The 15,388-nt window shown below is 60.9% G+C and carries 17 protein-coding genes; 9 read left to right on the forward strand and 8 right to left on the reverse strand.

From position 1 onward, the window contains the following. Positions 1–10 precede the first annotated feature (10 nt). From ACZ3GY_RS08220 to ACZ3GY_RS08240, 5 genes are all read left to right on the forward strand, one after another. The gene (locus ACZ3GY_RS08220) at positions 11–1,921 is read left to right on the forward strand and encodes a di-heme-cytochrome C peroxidase (RefSeq protein WP_465909624.1); all 1,911 of its coding nucleotides are present in this window, start codon (positions 11–13) and stop codon (positions 1,919–1,921) included. Continuing rightward, the gene (locus tag ACZ3GY_RS08225; RefSeq protein ID WP_465909625.1) at positions 1,914–3,056 is read left to right on the forward strand and encodes a catalase family protein; all 1,143 of its coding nucleotides are present in this window, start codon (positions 1,914–1,916) and stop codon (positions 3,054–3,056) included. The genes ACZ3GY_RS08220 and ACZ3GY_RS08225 overlap by 8 nt, the downstream gene beginning before the upstream one ends. 68 nt (positions 3,057–3,124) lie before the next feature. Further along, on the forward strand, positions 3,125–3,481 hold the full coding sequence (gene queD / locus ACZ3GY_RS08230; RefSeq protein WP_225832780.1) for a 6-carboxytetrahydropterin synthase QueD: 357 nt from the start codon (positions 3,125–3,127) through the stop codon (positions 3,479–3,481). A gap of 55 nt (positions 3,482–3,536) precedes the next feature. Then, positions 3,537–4,448 (forward strand): DMT family transporter, encoded by a 912-nt coding sequence (locus ACZ3GY_RS08235; RefSeq protein WP_465909627.1) that lies wholly within the window; start codon positions 3,537–3,539, stop codon positions 4,446–4,448. Between the two features lie 293 nt (positions 4,449–4,741). After that, positions 4,742–5,665, forward strand: a complete 924-nt coding sequence (locus tag ACZ3GY_RS08240; RefSeq protein ID WP_465909628.1) for a GGDEF domain-containing protein — start codon at positions 4,742–4,744, stop codon at positions 5,663–5,665. Between the two features lie 101 nt (positions 5,666–5,766). Here ACZ3GY_RS08240 and rluB read toward each other — a convergent pair whose 3' ends face one another. From rluB to ACZ3GY_RS08275, 7 genes are all read right to left on the reverse strand, one after another. Beyond that, positions 5,767–6,948 (reverse strand): 23S rRNA pseudouridine(2605) synthase RluB, encoded by a 1,182-nt coding sequence (gene rluB / locus ACZ3GY_RS08245; RefSeq protein ID WP_465909629.1) that lies wholly within the window; start codon positions 6,946–6,948, stop codon positions 5,767–5,769. Positions 6,949–7,102: 154 nt separating this feature from the next. Then, the gene (locus tag ACZ3GY_RS08250) at positions 7,103–7,282 is read right to left on the reverse strand and encodes a DUF1289 domain-containing protein (RefSeq protein WP_225832786.1); all 180 of its coding nucleotides are present in this window, start codon (positions 7,280–7,282) and stop codon (positions 7,103–7,105) included. Beyond that, entirely contained in the window at positions 7,279–8,082 is an 804-nt protein-coding gene (gene scpB / locus ACZ3GY_RS08255) for an SMC-Scp complex subunit ScpB (protein ID WP_465909631.1), read from the reverse strand. Before scpB ends, ACZ3GY_RS08250 begins: the two co-directional genes overlap by 4 nt. 66 nt (positions 8,083–8,148) lie before the next feature. Continuing rightward, the gene (locus tag ACZ3GY_RS08260) at positions 8,149–9,042 is read right to left on the reverse strand and encodes a DUF4261 domain-containing protein (protein ID WP_465909632.1); all 894 of its coding nucleotides are present in this window, start codon (positions 9,040–9,042) and stop codon (positions 8,149–8,151) included. Positions 9,043–9,102: 60 nt separating this feature from the next. Beyond that, complete coding sequence (locus ACZ3GY_RS08265; RefSeq protein ID WP_498056002.1) at positions 9,103–9,954, reverse strand: segregation and condensation protein A; 852 nt, start codon at positions 9,952–9,954, stop codon at positions 9,103–9,105. 4 nt (positions 9,955–9,958) lie between these two features. Then, positions 9,959–10,588, reverse strand: a complete 630-nt coding sequence (locus ACZ3GY_RS08270; RefSeq protein WP_465909633.1) for an L-threonylcarbamoyladenylate synthase — start codon at positions 10,586–10,588, stop codon at positions 9,959–9,961. Positions 10,589–10,600: 12 nt separating this feature from the next. Next, positions 10,601–11,464: a PHP domain-containing protein gene (locus ACZ3GY_RS08275; protein ID WP_465909634.1), complete on the reverse strand. Its 864-nt coding sequence runs from the start codon at positions 11,462–11,464 to the stop codon at positions 10,601–10,603. A gap of 108 nt (positions 11,465–11,572) precedes the next feature. Between ACZ3GY_RS08275 and ACZ3GY_RS08280 the strand changes: the two genes are divergently transcribed. The 4 genes from ACZ3GY_RS08280 (at position 11,573) to ACZ3GY_RS08295 (ending at position 14,592) form a co-directional block, all read left to right on the forward strand. Beyond that, positions 11,573–11,872 carry a YciI family protein gene (locus ACZ3GY_RS08280; protein WP_225832793.1) on the forward strand — a complete coding sequence of 100 codons (300 nt, stop codon included), beginning with the start codon at positions 11,573–11,575 and terminating at the stop codon, positions 11,870–11,872. A gap of 22 nt (positions 11,873–11,894) precedes the next feature. Then, a complete protein-coding gene (locus ACZ3GY_RS08285; protein ID WP_465909635.1) occupies positions 11,895–12,578 on the forward strand; it encodes a response regulator transcription factor in 684 nt (227 codons plus the stop codon). Between the two features lie 179 nt (positions 12,579–12,757). Beyond that, on the forward strand, positions 12,758–13,165 hold the full coding sequence (locus ACZ3GY_RS08290) for a Spy/CpxP family protein refolding chaperone (RefSeq protein ID WP_465909636.1): 408 nt from the start codon (positions 12,758–12,760) through the stop codon (positions 13,163–13,165). A 95-nt stretch (positions 13,166–13,260) separates the two neighbouring features. Beyond that, positions 13,261–14,592 carry a sensor histidine kinase gene (locus ACZ3GY_RS08295; RefSeq protein WP_465909637.1) on the forward strand — a complete coding sequence of 444 codons (1,332 nt, stop codon included), beginning with the start codon at positions 13,261–13,263 and terminating at the stop codon, positions 14,590–14,592. A gap of 168 nt (positions 14,593–14,760) precedes the next feature. On the opposite strand, the gene ACZ3GY_RS08300 is transcribed toward ACZ3GY_RS08295, so the two are convergent. Then, a complete protein-coding gene (locus tag ACZ3GY_RS08300; protein WP_465909638.1) occupies positions 14,761–15,327 on the reverse strand; it encodes an NAD(P)H nitroreductase in 567 nt (188 codons plus the stop codon). Positions 15,328–15,388 lie beyond the last annotated feature (61 nt).

Consider the following 15,388-nt stretch of genomic DNA (forward strand, 5'->3'; position numbering starts at 1 on the left):
GACGTCACCGATGCGCATGATTCGCCGCACCTTGCAGATCATCCTTCTGCTGTTGCTCATCGCGTTAATGATCGCCACTTACTTCATCGCCAAGCCTAATCTTCCCGACTACAAGCCAGCGGACAAGGTGCATTACCTCGGGCAATGGAGCGAGCAGGAACGTCAGTTCTACTACTACACGCCGCAGGGAACCCGGGTTAAGGGCCTGCAGTACGCATGGTTCCCGGCGCTGGAGCTGCCCTTCGGCAAGGCCAAATTCGCTGACCCCGACTACTTGGCGCGCTTCGGCTTTCTCACTCAGCCAGGGCAACAAGCCACGCCGCTCAACCCAGGCAACCTGCCGGTGGGCTTCGCACGCCATCAAGACGACGAAAGCGGCGTTCAGTACCTGGACATCACCTGTTCTGCCTGTCACACCGGCGAGCTGCGCTACAAAGGCCAGGCGGTGCGTATCGACGGCGGTGCAGCTTTGCACTCCCTGGCCTCCACTGTGCCGACTCTCAAGGGGGGCAGTTTTGGCCAATCCCTCGGTATGAGTATGGCATTCACCTATTACAACCCACTGAAGTTCCGGCGCTTCGCCCGGGAAGTACTGGGTGAGCACTACGAGCGTGATTACGACACCCTGCGGGTCGAATTCAAACAAGTCCTCGATCAGTTGCTGAGTACCGCCTACAACGACTGGCACAGAGGCCTGTACCCGACCGAAGAAGGCTTCGGCCGTACCGATGCCTTCGGGCGCATCGCCAATTCCGTATTTGGTGACAGCATCGACGCCGCTAACTACCGGATTGCCGATGCACCCGTCAGCTATCCGCACCTCTGGGATATCTGGAAATTCGACTGGGTACAGTGGAACGGCTCGGCCATGCAGCCCATGGCACGCAACGTCGGCGAATCGCTCGGCGTTGGCGCCACGCTGCATCTGCTCGACGAAAACGGGCAGCCCGTCCCGGAGGCTCAGCGTTATGCCTCCAGCGTCCGTATCAACGACCTCTATGCACTGGAGGAAACGCTCAAGCGCCTGCAACCACCAGCGTGGCCGGAAAAGATCTTCGGCAAGGTGGATCTCGACCTGGCAAGCCGAGGGCGCGCTCTGTTCCAGGAAAACTGCGCCCACTGCCACGCACCACAGGCAGTTCCGCCGGACAAGCGCATGGCTCCGGAGCGCGACCCAGAGTGGCACATGCGAGTCATCCCGACGTCCATCGTCGGCACTGACTCCACCACCGCCGACAATATCGCCGACCATCGGTTCGATATCAGCAAGCTAGGCTGGAACAAAGCCGAGCTGGCGAAGCTCGACGTCAAACTGTTCAGCAACAATCTCGACAAGGTCGACTTGCGTGCCATCTCCACTGCTGAAGCCTTGGCTTACGTCACCGCTTATGTCGAAGAGAGGGCATATCGCGACAACGGCATAGACCCGGAGCAGCGCAAGCGCATGGACGGCTACGGCTTGGCCATCGGCGTCCAGGAAATTCGCGGCTACAAGGCACGTCCTCTGGACAGTATTTGGGCCACCCCGCCCTTCCTGCATAACGGCTCGGTACCTACGCTCTTTCATCTGCTGTCACCTGTATCGGAACGCCCTAGCCAATTCTGGGTCGGTAACTTCGAATTCGATCCCAAGCATGTCGGTTTCGTCAGCGACAAGTTCCCCGGCGGCTTCCTTCTCGATACCCGCATCAAAGGCAACGGCAACAACGGCCACGAGTTCCGCGACGGCTGCCGTAACAACGGCGTCATTGGCCGAGGTCTACAGCCGGAGGAGCGTTGGGCACTGGTCGAGTACCTGAAGGTGCTGGGTAATGCGCAGCTGGAAAATCAATTGAGCGAAGTGCCGAGCAAACCCTGGAGCCCTGGACAGTTCTGCCAGGGCAGCGTGACGGCAAACAACAAGGAGTCCAACGATGCTTAAACGATTCTGGCTTTGGCTCGGCAGGCTTCTGGGCAAGATGCTCGTCGTGCTACTGATCGTCGGTCTTGGTGGCTGGGCAATAGGCGCCGCCTACTACAGCTGGAAGTTTTCCGGACCGGTTTCCAGCGAGGAACAGATACCCGCCAATGAGGCGGCCTATACCGAGGGCATCATCGAAGACGCTATCCGCGTGGTCGAACAGCACCGCGACAATACTCGCGTAATGCGCGACGCCCATGCCAAGGCGCACGGTTGTGTGAAGGCCGAAGTCACGGTGAGAGCAGAGCTCGATGAAACCCTGCGCCATGGCGTGCTCAGCGAACCGGGCAAGACCTGGCAGGCCTGGATGCGCCTCTCCAACGGCAACGCCTATCCGCAGTTCGACCGCGCTCGTGATGCCAGGGGTATGGCCATCAAGCTGCTCGACGTTCCAGGCAACAAGCTGATGGTCAATCCGCGCCATGCCGACGAGCAGGATTTCGTGATGTTCAACCATCCGGCATTCTTCGTACGTGACGTTGCCGAGTACCGGAGCAACTTCGCCGCTCAGGCGGACGGCAAGAAAGCGCTGGCCTTCTTCCCCAGCTTCGATCCCCGCACCTGGGAGATCCGCCACCTGATCATCGCCCTGAAAACGCTTTCGCCGGCGCCGAGCAGCCCGGTCGAGACGACCTACAACTCGATCGCCCCCTTCAAGCTGGGACCACACAACATCAAGTACCGGGTCATCCCCAGCCCTGAAAGCTGCCCGACCTACGCGATTCCCAAGCCCAACACCGACCTGCCCAACTTCCTGCGCAGCGCCCTTTATCAGCAGCTGTCACTGGATCGCATGCCGGCCTGCTTCGCGCTGCAGGTACAGCGGCAGAACCCAAGCTATTACATGCCGATCGAAGACCCTAGCGTGGAATGGGACGAACGGATTTCACCGTTCGAAACCGTCGCTGACATCCGCCTCCCGGCCCAGGACTTCGACAGTTCAGAGCAGAACCTGTTTTGCGACAACCTGTCCTTCAATCCCTGGCACGCCTTACCGGAGCATCGCCCAATCGGCGGAATCAATCGCTTGCGCAAGGCGGTCTACGAAGCGGTAAGCGTCTATCGCCACGATCGCAACGCCGCCCTGGCTCAGTGAACGTCCTACAGTACGCAGCAGGCTGCTAGAATCGCAGCCTGTTCGCACCATAGACAAAGAGACTGGCCTTGGAACTGTTCAAAGAATTCATCTTCGAAGCCGCCCACCGGCTCCCCCATGTGCCGGAAGGCCATAAATGCGCGCGCCTGCACGGCCACTCCTTCCGCATCGCGGTCTATATCGAGGGAGAGGTCGATCCGCATACCGGATGGATTCGCGACTTTTCGGAGATAAAGGCCATCTTCAAGCCGATCTACGAGCAGCTCGACCACAACTACCTCAACGACATACCTGGTCTGGAAAACCCGACCAGCGAAGTCCTCGCTAAATGGGTATGGCAGCAGCTCAAACCTCTGCTGCCAGAGCTGTCGCGCATCCGTATTCACGAAACCTGCAGCAGCGGCTGTGAATATCGCGGCGACTGAAGATGTGCCCTGTCCTCCGCGCTAGCTCGCCGAGCGAAGAGGCAAGCGAATCACCATGAGCAATCAACACGTCAGAAATGACAGCGTATATCAGGGAATAGCGCTGATTGTGTCTGCCGTTTTCCTGCTCTCGCTCGCTGATGCATCAGTGAAATATTTCAGTGCTCGAGTGGCGCTATGGCAGCTATTCCTACTCGTGTCTGGCATGTCGGTTCCACTCCTTGGAATATGGCTGGCCACAAGAATCAGCTCCGGGCAGTTGCGCGTAGCATCGGTGCGCTGGATTACAGTAAGGAGCATCTTGCTGTTACTGATGTGGGTAGCCTATTACTCGGCATTGCCACTCATTCCCCTCTCCGTGGCTGCCGTTGCCATATACACCACACCGCTCTTCATCGCGATTTTTTCGACGTGCTATGGCGCAGAACGACTCTCGGTTCGTGGCTGGATAGCCGTAGCGCTAGGCTTTGCAGGGGTCGCTATCGTCCTACGCCCTGGATCTGAAGCATTTGATCTTGCGGTGTTTTTACCTGTAATCGGTGCAGTATTCTATGCCGCTGCGATGGTGGTGACGCGCCGGCACTGTCGAGGTGAGCACCCACTCGTAATGGCTCTGGGCCTGAACATAGCGTTTCTAGTCGCCGCCAGTTTTGTCGGTCTTCTGTCCTATTTAGGTGGCCCGGCCCTGATAGCCTCTGCGCCGGGGCTGTTTTTGGCCTGGCAACCCATAGGCTGGCAGGAAGCAATTTTTATCGTCAGCTATGCAATTGCTTTGGTTACCATCAATACCGCTACAGCAAAGGCCTACCAAATCGCACCTTCGACGCTGATCGGAACGTTTGACTACATTTACCTTGTTTTCGCGTGTCTCTGGGGGTATTTGATCTTTAACGAAGTGCCAGGCGTGCATACATGGAGTGGAATGCTGTTGATCCTGGTGGCCGGCTTGCTAGTGATGCGCCGCTAACATCCGATCTCACTGCTTTTGCCTCAATAAATCGAGTGCTCACATTGAAATCATTCCCAGCTCCGGCACCCAAGCAACAGCAAAACCCAACTCGACATTAAATTGTCGCGACCATACCAAGACCGGCAGATCATTGCCGGTCTTCTGACAGCCAATTGCCACCAATGGCACTCTGCTTCTCACTTTCCCACCCAACCTATTGAACCTAAAGGCTTTTATAAGGCCAAAAAAGACTGGCACGAAATTCGCTCTACTGCTCATAAGCCGTAATGAAGCGCCAGAGGTTCGCCAAAATGGTTCCACCTAGCCAGAAGAACACGATCGATTTCGATGCTGCCAAGCTGCAGCGTCTCGATTCCTCGAATCGTAAGGATCAGGCCCGCCCGATTAGCCTCGCGCAATTGCGCCAGCGGCTTGGCCTGCAATTACAAACCAGCCTGGATGCAGAACGCATTCTCGGCATGTTCTTTCGTGAGCTTCAGCACTTGGTGCCGGTCGATGCACTCGGCTACCAGCACTTGAGCAGCGACCTGCGCCTGGACATGGGTCAACAGGCCAATCATTCGGCCACCTACCGCCTCAGCCATGAGAGCGAATATTTGGGTGAACTGACCTTTCGCCGCCGCCAACGCTTTTCCGATCAGGAGCTGGCGCAGTTGGAGTCGCTACTCGCCTGCCTGCTGTTCCCACTGCGTAACGCCCTGCTCTACCGCGTGGCCATCCAGAGCGCGCTGCGCGATCCCCTGACCAACACCGGCAACCGCATCGCCATGGATCAGGTGCTAGGACGAGAAATTGAGTTGGCTCGCCGCAACGGGCAGCCGATGTCACTGCTGATGCTGGATATCGACCACTTCAAACGCATCAACGATGAACATGGTCATAGCGCTGGCGACGAAGTATTGAAGGCCGTAGCCGCAACCTTGAAGGATCAGCTACGCAATATCGACATGGTGTTCCGCTACGGTGGCGAAGAGTTTCTGGTACTGCTTTCCGGCACACCACGCGAAGGTGCCGCACTGGTCGGGGAGCGCCTGCGCGAGTCGGTGCTGGAGCTGCAATGCGTGGCACAAGGCAAGCCTATAGAGCTCTCCGTCAGCCTCGGTTGCGCCACCCTGGAAGCAGGCGAGCCGCTTGAAAGCCTACTCAACCGCTCAGACAAGGCACTGTATAGCGCCAAACGCAATGGACGTAACTGCATGGCCATGGCTAGCTGATCTAAACGCCAGATAGCACACGCAAAAAAGGGCCCCACTCTTGACCGAGGGGGCCCTTTTTCATGATCGCTGGCAGCTGCCACGAGCTGCCTTGCAATCAGTTACTGCGGCTTGCGGCTGCCACGACCGAAACCCGGACGCTGACCTTCGCCTGCCGGGCGGCTGCGAGCCTTGTCGGCGCCAGCCGGTTTGCGCGGTGCGCGCTCGCCCGTCTCAGGGCGGTCGCCGCGGGGCTTACCAGGCTTCTTGCCCACATCACGCGGGCGCTCGGCAACTGGCGTGCCGCGCGATGCTTCGCTACGACCCTCACCACGTGGAGTGCGAGGCGCACGTGTCGGACGCTCGCCCTGCTCCTCACGGGAACCACGACCGCTGCTGGATGGCTGAGCGGGGCCGCCAGTTGCCGGGCGCGCGGTACGCGCCGGACGCTCACCACGGCCAATCGGCTTCGCAGCCTTGCGCTGCAAACGATCGAGCTTCTCGCGGGCCTTTTCCTTCATTTCCGGCAGCGCTACCGACTTGAGGCCGACCTCTTCACTGAGGATATCGACTTCGCGCTGGCTCATTTCACGCCAGCGACCCATAGGCAGATCGGAGGTCATGAATACCGGACCGAAGCGCACACGCTTCAAACGGCTGACCACCAGACCTTGCGACTCCCACAGGCGCCGCACTTCACGGTTACGACCTTCCATGACCACGCAGTGGTACCAATGGTTGAAGCCTTCGCCGCCGGGCGCTTCCTTGATGTCGGTAAACTTGGCCGGACCGTCTTCAAGCATCACGCCAGCCTTGAGACGTTCGATCATTTCCTCGTCGACTTCACCACGCACGCGCACGGCATACTCGCGATCCATCTGGTAGGACGGGTGCATCAGGCGGTTGGCCAGCTCACCGTCGGTGGTGAACATCAACAAGCCGGTAGTGTTGATGTCCAGACGACCGATATTGATCCAGCGGCCTTCCTTCGGTCGCGGCAAGCGGTCGAACACGGTTGGGCGCTTTTCAGGATCGTCACGGGTGCAGATCTCGCCGTCGGGCTTGTTATAGATCAGAACACGACGCAGTGCTTCCGTGGCTTCTTCGCGGCGTAACAGGCGACCGTCGATAGCGATGGCGTCATGCAAATCGACGCGCTGACCCAAGGTGGCATCTTTGCCGTTGACCTTGACGCGACCTGCACTGATCCAGGACTCGATCTCACGGCGCGAGGCCAGACCGATACGAGCCAGGACTTTCTGCAGTTTCTCGCCAGCGGGGCTGTATTCTTCGGTTTCACTCATCTGGGCACCTCCCGGTGTTTTCTGGTGATAGGACGATCATCTCGTCGAAGGGGCGCGAATCATACGCGGATAAGGCGCTCAACGCACCTGGCGCAAGAGCATAGCTGACCAAATGAGGGCGTCCAGCGAGCGACCGTCAACATAGGTGCTCAGCTCAGCGCTTGCGGCGCGCCTTGGAGCCTAGTGCCAACAAGCGCATATCGGCCTCGGCCAGAACCAGGCGCTGCTCAGCCTTGTCGAGTTTTTTCCAGGCCTTTATCTCGGCCTTGCTGCGCCCGCAGCCCAGGCAGATGCTATCGCTGAACTTGCAGACACTGATGCAGGGATCTTTCATGGGCTCTCTTCACGGCTGTCGTCCTCAGCTGTAGAGACAGCGCCCTGTTCTTCGAGGTTCGGCTCTTCGTCAGCACGCGCCAAGTCATCGAAATCGGTTTTCAGGCCCTGCTCCATGGCGTCGAGCTCGGCCAGCAAGGAGCCAAAACTGGTCTCGGAACTGACTTCAGCCTCGCCGGACTCGTCACCTACTGCGAGATCGGCGCGAGCCTGCAGACTCTGCGGCACGTCCGGGTCGTCATCCTGGGCCAGGATCGGCTCGGGCTCCAGCTCACGTAGCGCGGCCAGAGGCGGCAGTTCGTCGAGATTCTTCAGGTTGAAGTGATCGAGAAAGCCCTTGGTGGTCGCGAACATCGCCGGCCTGCCGGGAACCTCCCGATAGCCCACCACGCGAATCCACTCGCGCTCCAGCAGGGTTTTAACGATCTGGCTGTTCACGGCAACACTGCGAATTTCCTCGATCTCGCCGCGAGTGATGGGCTGACGGTAGGCGATCAGTGCCAAGGTTTCGAGCATGGCGCGGGAGTAACGTTGCGGGCGCTCTTCCCACAAACGCCCAACCCAAGTGGAGAGATTCTCACGGATCTGCAGCCGGTAGCCGGATGCCACTTCCTTGAGTTCAAACGCCCGTCCCTTGCAGCTGCCGCCCAGAATCGCCAGCGCCTTGCGAAAGACGTCGGGCTCCGGCCGTTCGGCCTCCTCAAACAATTCCATGATCCGCTCGAACGACAGCGGCTTGCCAGACGCGAGCAAAAGGCCCTCGAGCAAGGTTGCGAGTTGTTTGGGATCGGATAGATTCATCGTCTGGGCAAGGTCTGCTTGGCTCTGGGGCGGCGCCAGCTTAGCAAATCAGCGAGCGCCACGCCGTCAATGGCTGACGATCTCGCTCGCCGCGATGATCTCGGCAACCAGCACTCGCTCGGGGCCATGCAGGTAGTACTCAGCCTCGGCTGGCTCGCGCAACCGCATGAACTCGGTTTCACCGATCTGCATAGTGTGCCCCGCCTCCATTTGCGCGCCGCTCTGGATCAGATAGCCGAGCACGTTATTGAAGATGTCCATGTAACGCTGGCCTTCATGGTGGCCGGCAGCCAGCGCGGCGAAATCCGGCAGACCGAACGCACCACAGCCATAGGTACGCATCCACACACCCTGCACACCCTCGACCTGATACTTCACAAAGCCGCAGTACAGCATGGTCAGCAGCAGGTCACGGAGGATCTCCAGGCTGTGTTCGCCCATGTCTTCATCGGCGAACACGGCAGCCGGCAAGGAGGTATGCGCCGTTTCGTTGAGCACCGCCAGCGCCCCGAAACTAGCCAACGCCCCGGCAACGGCAGCCAAAGCCACGTATTGCTCCAGCGGATCGGTTTCATGGCCTGCGTAGTACAGCAGGATGTGGCTGGTCTGTTGCCGCACATCGTCCTTGACCTGCTGTGGGTAGTGCGCCGGGGCGACGCAGTTTTCCAGAGCGTCAGCAGGAAAGGGATGGTCGAAACCGACCATTTTCACCACATGGGAACCCCAACCGGCCAGGGCGAAGAACTGTTCAACCTCGTCGGATATGTCACAGCGGGCATCGCCCATGCTCGGATGGTAACGACGCAGAGCCGCCGTCAGGGGCGCCTCGGCGATACGCAGAGGCTGGACGAACACCACCTGCAGGCTGAGCGGGTTCTCGATGCCTGGCTTGGCGACTAGCTCGGTGTTATCGGGGCTGCTGCCGTCCTGACGGCCGAAGAAGCGGGAAAACAGACTCATTGAATCGTCCTGATTAATGGGTGGGAATAGCCATGGAAAGTGAAACGCGACTACTGCGGCTCAGAGCTCGTCCGCCATGTCCTCGACGCTCTGTTCATTGCGCAGGCGCACATGCACGGCGGCAAAGGCCTCGTTCTGCACCAGTTGCACCAGCGATTCCTTGACCAGCTCGAGAATCGCCATGAAGGTCACCACCACGCCGAGGCGCCCTTCTTCCGCAGTGAACAGCTCGACGAAGGGCACGAACTCGCCGTCCTTGAGGCGCTCCAGCACCTCGCTCATGCGCTCACGGGTCGAGAGCGCCTCACGGCTGACCTGGTGGCTCTCGAACATATCGGCGCGGCGCAGCACCTCAGCCATGGACACCAGCAGTTCCTGCAAGCTGACCTCGGGCAACAGCTTGCGCGCTCGCGCTTCGGGCGCTTCGACTCGCGGCACGGTGAGGTCTCGGCCAACCCTGGGCAGGGTGTCGATACATTCGGCCGCCGCCTTGAAGCGCTCGTATTCCAGTAGCCGGCGGATCAGCTCGGCACGAGGATCGTCTTCCTCCTCTTGCGCCTCGGAGGAACGTGGCAGGAGCATGCGCGACTTGATCTCGGCGAGCATGGCGGCCATCACCAGATACTCGGCAGCCAGTTCCAGGCGCACGCTGTGCATCAACTCGACGTAGCCCATGTACTGGCGGGTGATCTCCGCCACGGGGATGTCCAGCACGTCGATGTTCTGCTTGCGAATCAGGTAGAGCAGCAGATCCAGCGGGCCTTCGAAGGCTTCGAGAAAGACCTCGAGAGCGTCCGGCGGAATGTACAGATCCACCGGCATCTCGGTGAGCGCCTGCCCGTAGACCAGGGCGAACGGCAGCTCCTGCTGAGCGCCAGCCTGGCTGTCGACGTGTTCGGCAGGGTTGGACATTGGCTCAACGCTGCTCGGCAAAAGGTGACGGATCGCCACAGCCAGCGCGGATCACCGCAGGCTCGTCGTCCACCAGGCTGATCACCGTGGAGGCTTCCAGCCCACCGAAACCGCCGTCGATGATCAGATCCACCTGATGTTCGAGTATCTGGCGCATTTCATAGGGATCACTCATCGGCAGATCTTCGCCGGGCAGAATCAAGCTGACGCTCATCATCGTCTCGCCCAACTCTTCCAGCAGCGCTGACGCAATCGGATGATTGGGCACACGCAAGCCGATGGTGCGGCGCTTGGGATGCAGCAGCATGCGCGGCACTTCCCGGGTGGCGTTGAGGATGAAGGTGTAGGGGCCAGGTGTGTGATTCTTCAGCAGGCGAAAGGCGGCGGTGTCGACCTTGGCGAAGGTGCTGAGCTGCGACAGATCGCGGCACACCAGGGTGAAGTTGTGCTTGTCATCGAGTTGGCGCAGGCGACGAATGCGCTCCAGCGCACTCTTGGCGCCCATCACGCAACCGACCGCATAGGACGAGTCGGTGGGATAGACCACCACGCCGCCATTGCGGATGATTTCGACCGCCTGCTTGATCAGGCGGGCCTGAGGACTCTCCGGGTGTATCTGGAAAAACTGGCTCATGGTTAGAGGCTCTCAAACGGCATCGTAAGACGGGGCGCAGGCGAACCGCGTCCAGATGGGTGACAGATCATCAGGCAACGGTCGGTACAGTCCCAGCTCCGACCAGTCGCCAGGCGCGTGAAAGTCGCTGCCGACACTGGCCAGCAGACCGAACTCGCGCGCCAGGATCGCCAGGCCTCCGACCTGCTCCGCAGGCTGCATGCCGTTGACCACTTCCAACGCGTGGCCACCAGCCGCCGCAAAGGCTGTCACCAGCTTGCGCCGCTTGCTGCGGGTGAAATCGTACTGCCACGGATGGGCCAGGCTGATCCATGCGTTGGACTGGCGTAAGGTCTCGAGCGTTTCATCTAACGTAGGCCAGTGCTGCTTGACGTCGCCCAACTTGCCGGAGCCCAGCCATTTGCGGAATGCATCGGCGCGATCCTTGACGTAACCACCGCGCACCAGGAACTCGGCGAAATGCGGTCGCGCCGGCGCGTTGCCGCTTTCCCCCTGGGCCAGTTGAATGGCGCGCGCGCCCTCAAGTGCGCCCGCCATGCCCTTGAGCGCCAGACGCTGGGAAATTTCCTCGGCGCGTAACCAGCGACCCTGATGTAACGCAGCAATGGCCTGGCGCAATGCCGGCGCGTTGCTGTCGAAGGCATAGCCGAGCACATGGATGGTCGCACCGCCCCAGGTACAGGACAGCTCGATGCCATTGACCAGCTGCACACCTAGCGCCTTAGCCGCAGCGCTGGCTTCATCGAGCCCTTCGAGGGTGTCGTGATCGGTCAGCGCGAGCATCCGAATGCCACGCCCGTGCGCACGGGCGACCACTTCGGCAGGCGGCAAGGCGCCATCCGAGGCGGTGCTGTGACAGTGAAGATCAACCTGCATATGGGGCGCTTTCCCGACGAATCATGTTTGTTATTATGCCCCGGCTGGCGGATTCTTGCTGGCACTGCACAGCGTTCCCACCCGATGTTTCCGAACACAAGGATCGACATGCTCTACGCAATCATCGCCACCGACGTGGAAAACTCCCTGGAACGTCGTCTTTCCGTACGCCCTGCCCACCTGGCACGCCTGGAAAAACTGAAAACCGAAGGACGGCTGATTCTCGCCGGCCCCAACCCGGCCATCGACAGCAACGATCCGGGCCCGGCTGGTTTCAGCGGCAGCCTGATCGTCGCCGAATTCGAATCATTGGACGCCGCCAAGGCCTGGGCCAATGCCGACCCGTTCCGCGACGCCGGCGTTTACGCCGAGGTGGTGGTCAAGCCGTTCAAACACGTGCTGCCTTGACCAGGAATCGTCGCCTCTTATCATGAGCAATCTGCTGCTGATCGACGACGACGTCGAACTTTGCGACCTGCTGGCCAGCTGGCTGACCCAGGAAGGTTTTCAGGTCACCGCCTGCCATGACGGGCAGAGTGCCCGTCAGGCGCTCACGCAAAACGCCCCTGACGCCGTGGTGCTGGACGTGATGCTGCCAGACGGCAGTGGCCTCGAGGTACTCAAGCAGCTACGCAGCGAACACCCGGAGCTGCCCGTGCTGATGCTCTCGGCGAGGGGCGAGCCGCTGGATCGGATTCTCGGCCTGGAGCTGGGCGCCGACGATTACCTGGCCAAACCCTGCGACCCCCGCGAGCTGACCGCGCGCCTGCGCGCCGTGCTGCGCCGCAGCCTGCCACCAGCCACCTCCAGCCAGCTGGAATTGGGCGATCTGCGCTTCAGCCCGGCGCGAGGGGTGGCGGCACTTGGCGCAGATGGCCAGGAGATCGTCCTGACCCTGTCCGAAAGCCGGGTTCTCGAAGCCCTGCTCAAGCAGCCCGGCGAACCGGTGGATAAGCAGGTGCTCGCGCAACTGGCCCTGGGCCGCAAGCTGACCCTCTACGACCGCAGCCTGGACATGCACGTCAGCAACCTGCGCAAGAAAATCGGCCCGCACCCGGATGGTCGCCAACGCATCATCGCCCTGCGCAGCCGTGGCTATTACTACACGACCTGAGAGCCTGCTCTGCGACGCTGCGGGGCCGATTCGCCGCGAATAATGAGCAGTTTTCGAGCGATTTACACAGCATGGCGTCTCTTTACCCTGCCTTTACCTTGGCTGACCGCGCCTTACCTTGAAACCCCTAATCTGGGCACATCCGGCAACTGGCCGGTTTCGAGACAAGGAGATACACCATGCGCAAGACCATGACCGCCCTGTTCCTCGCCATGACCCTGCCGACCCTGGCAATGGCAGCCCCTGGTGGTGACCATCGCCCAGGCGGTGATCACGGCCCGCGGTTCTTCCATGAGCTGGATCTGAGCAAGGATCAACAACGCCAGGTACACAAACTGATGGGCGAACAGAGAAAGAACGATCACGAGCTCACCCAGCGTTATCTGGACAAGCTGCCGGCAGCCGACAAGCAGGCGCTGGAAACCGAGCGCAAGGCGTCCCGCGACAAGCAGCAGACCGCCATTCGCGCCCTGCTGACCCCGGAACAGCAGAAGACCTTCGACGAACAGGCGGCCAAGATGAAAGAACGCAAGGCCGACCGCGAAGCCTTCGAAGCCTGGAAAGCCGAACACAAGAAAGCCGGCTGACCTCCACAGCCCGTCGCCTGAACGCCAGGTGACGGCCCCAATACTGGCCTGTGCCACCTCGGGTGGCGCAGGCTTCTGCGTCTGAAGGAGTTCACGTGCGTTCATTGTTCTGGCGGATTCTCGGCAGCTTCTGGCTGGCGATTGCCCTGGTGGCAGGCCTGTCCATGCTGCTTGGTCGCGCCCTGAATCAGGACGCCTGGATTCTCAACCAGCATCCCGGCCTGGAAAATCTGCCCGCACAATGGGTGCAGGCGTACGAGACCGACGGCGCACGCGCCGCGCAAGACGTACTGGAACAACGCAAACGGCGTTTTCGTATCGACACCCAGGTGCTGACGGAAGCCGGCCAGCCCGTGGTTCGTGGCACCTTCCCGCCACGCGCCGCGGCCTTCGAAGAGCGAAACGAGGGCGAACGCCGCTTGCCCTGGCGGCGCCTGACCACCGATTACACCAGCCCGTCGAGCGGCGAAACCTACCTGTTCATCTACCGCATCCCACACCCGGAACTGGATGCCTGGCACCGTGGCAGCCTGCTCTGGCCGTTGAGTGCACTGGGTATCGCGTTGGTCGTGCTGACCTTGTTCAGCCTGCTGCTGACCCTGTCCATCACTCGCCCGCTGGATCGTCTGCGTGGTGCGGTGCATGACCTTGGGCAGACCGCCTACCAGCAGAACAGCCTGGCGCGCCTGGCCAGCCGTCGTGACGAGTTTGGCGTGCTGGCCAACGACTTCAACCGTATGGGCGCGCGCCTGCAGGATCTGATCGGCAGCCAGCGCCAGTTGTTGCGCGACGTCTCCCATGAGCTGCGTTCCCCGCTCGCCCGTCTGCGCATCGCCCTCGCGTTGGCGGAGCGCGCCGAACCTGCAGAGCGGGAAAAGCTCTGGCCACGGCTGATTCGTGAATGCGACCGCCTGGAAGACCTGATCAGCGAAATCCTCGCCCTCGCCCGCCTCGATGCCGAACCGGGTTCGGCGCAGAACATCGACTTGTCGCAATTGGCCGGAAAGTTGCGCGAGGACGTGAAACTCAGCCATCCCGAACAGCAACTGGACGTCAGCCTGCAGCCGGGCATGCACCTGCAGGGCTGGCCGGACATGCTCGAGCGCGCACTGGACAACCTGCTGCGCAACGCCCTGCGCTTCAGCCCCGAGGGGCAGCCTATCGAGTTGAATTTCGTACGTCGCACCGACGAGGTGTATCTGGAAGTCCGCGACCACGGCCCCGGCGTTGCCGAACAGCACCTACCGCAACTCGGCGAACCCTTCTTCCGCGCGCCCGGCCAGAGCGCCGCTGGTCACGGCCTCGGCCTGGCCATCGCGCGCCGCGCCGCAGAACGCCACGGCGGCCGCCTGCAGCTGGAAAATCACCCGGACGGCGGCTTCAGCGCCAAGCTCATCCTCCCTCTGGATGCAACGCAGACCGAGTGACAAACCTTGCGTTGGCGTCAGCGCAGCGCGCTATCTACTGGACAAGGTCTATCGGCGAAGTGGCGGCGTAACGCATTCTGCAGAAACTGGGCGTGCTCGAAGAGGCATCGAGCGATGCCCCGCAACCGCTGGTGTGTGAGTTGATCGAGCAGGAAAGCAGCTAGATAGCTAGGGTCTGTTGACCCAAGCGCTGACGAAATCGTCAATATTCGCTTGCGGCGCGACACGCAATTCACGCTGCGGCGTGCCAAGGTACAGATAGCCAATCACTTGCTCGTTTTCCGCGAGGCCGAGGCCGGCATCCACCAGCGGATCATGGGACAACTCGCCGGTGCGCCACACCGCACCGATACCCTGGGCGTAGGCGGCAAGCAGAATGCCGTGAGCCGCGCAGCCCGCAGCCAGTACCTGCTCCTGAGCCGGCACCTTGGGATGCTCTTGGGTACGGGCAACTACAACGATCAGCAGTGGCGCGCGCAGCGGCATGTTGCGCGCCTTGGTCAGCGCCTCTTCGTCAGCATCGGGATATTTGCCCGCTATCGCCTCGGCAAACAGCTCGCCCAGCACATGACGCGCATCACCCTCGACCGTCAGGAAACGCCAAGGACGCAGCTGCCCGTGATCCGGCGCCCGCAACGCGGCGCGAAACAGCTGTTCACGCTGCACGGCGGTGGGCGCGGGCTCGATCAAACGAGGAGCGGAAACACGGTTGATCAGCGCATCGAGAGCATCCATCGGCTCACCTCCAGAAAAAGAACCGGGATTCTACCAGCCAAGCCAGCCGAGCATGAACGGC

It is taken from the genome of Pseudomonas sp. PME37.24/006 (assembly GCF_055556635.1).

Coding starts and splice junctions, on each gene's coding strand:
- ACZ3GY_RS08220 (WP_465909624.1), top strand. CDS start 11: ATGCGCATGATTCGCCGCACCTTGCAGATCATCCTTCTGCTGTTGCTC.
- ACZ3GY_RS08225 (WP_465909625.1), top strand. CDS start 1,914: ATGCTTAAACGATTCTGGCTTTGGCTCGGCAGGCTTCTGGGCAAGATG.
- ACZ3GY_RS08235 (WP_465909627.1), top strand. CDS start 3,537: ATGAGCAATCAACACGTCAGAAATGACAGCGTATATCAGGGAATAGCG.
- ACZ3GY_RS08240 (WP_465909628.1), top strand. CDS start 4,742: ATGGTTCCACCTAGCCAGAAGAACACGATCGATTTCGATGCTGCCAAG.
- rluB (WP_465909629.1), bottom strand. CDS start 6,948: ATGAGTGAAACCGAAGAATACAGCCCCGCTGGCGAGAAACTGCAGAAA.
- ACZ3GY_RS08250 (WP_225832786.1), bottom strand. CDS start 7,282: ATGAAAGATCCCTGCATCAGTGTCTGCAAGTTCAGCGATAGCATCTGC.
- scpB (WP_465909631.1), bottom strand. CDS start 8,082: ATGAATCTATCCGATCCCAAACAACTCGCAACCTTGCTCGAGGGCCTT.
- ACZ3GY_RS08260 (WP_465909632.1), bottom strand. CDS start 9,042: ATGAGTCTGTTTTCCCGCTTCTTCGGCCGTCAGGACGGCAGCAGCCCC.
- ACZ3GY_RS08265 (WP_498056002.1), bottom strand. CDS start 9,954: ATGTCCAACCCTGCCGAACACGTCGACAGCCAGGCTGGCGCTCAGCAG.
- ACZ3GY_RS08270 (WP_465909633.1), bottom strand. CDS start 10,588: ATGAGCCAGTTTTTCCAGATACACCCGGAGAGTCCTCAGGCCCGCCTG.
- ACZ3GY_RS08275 (WP_465909634.1), bottom strand. CDS start 11,464: ATGCAGGTTGATCTTCACTGTCACAGCACCGCCTCGGATGGCGCCTTG.
- ACZ3GY_RS08280 (WP_225832793.1), top strand. CDS start 11,573: ATGCTCTACGCAATCATCGCCACCGACGTGGAAAACTCCCTGGAACGT.
- ACZ3GY_RS08285 (WP_465909635.1), top strand. CDS start 11,895: ATGAGCAATCTGCTGCTGATCGACGACGACGTCGAACTTTGCGACCTG.
- ACZ3GY_RS08290 (WP_465909636.1), top strand. CDS start 12,758: ATGCGCAAGACCATGACCGCCCTGTTCCTCGCCATGACCCTGCCGACC.
- ACZ3GY_RS08300 (WP_465909638.1), bottom strand. CDS start 15,327: ATGGATGCTCTCGATGCGCTGATCAACCGTGTTTCCGCTCCTCGTTTG.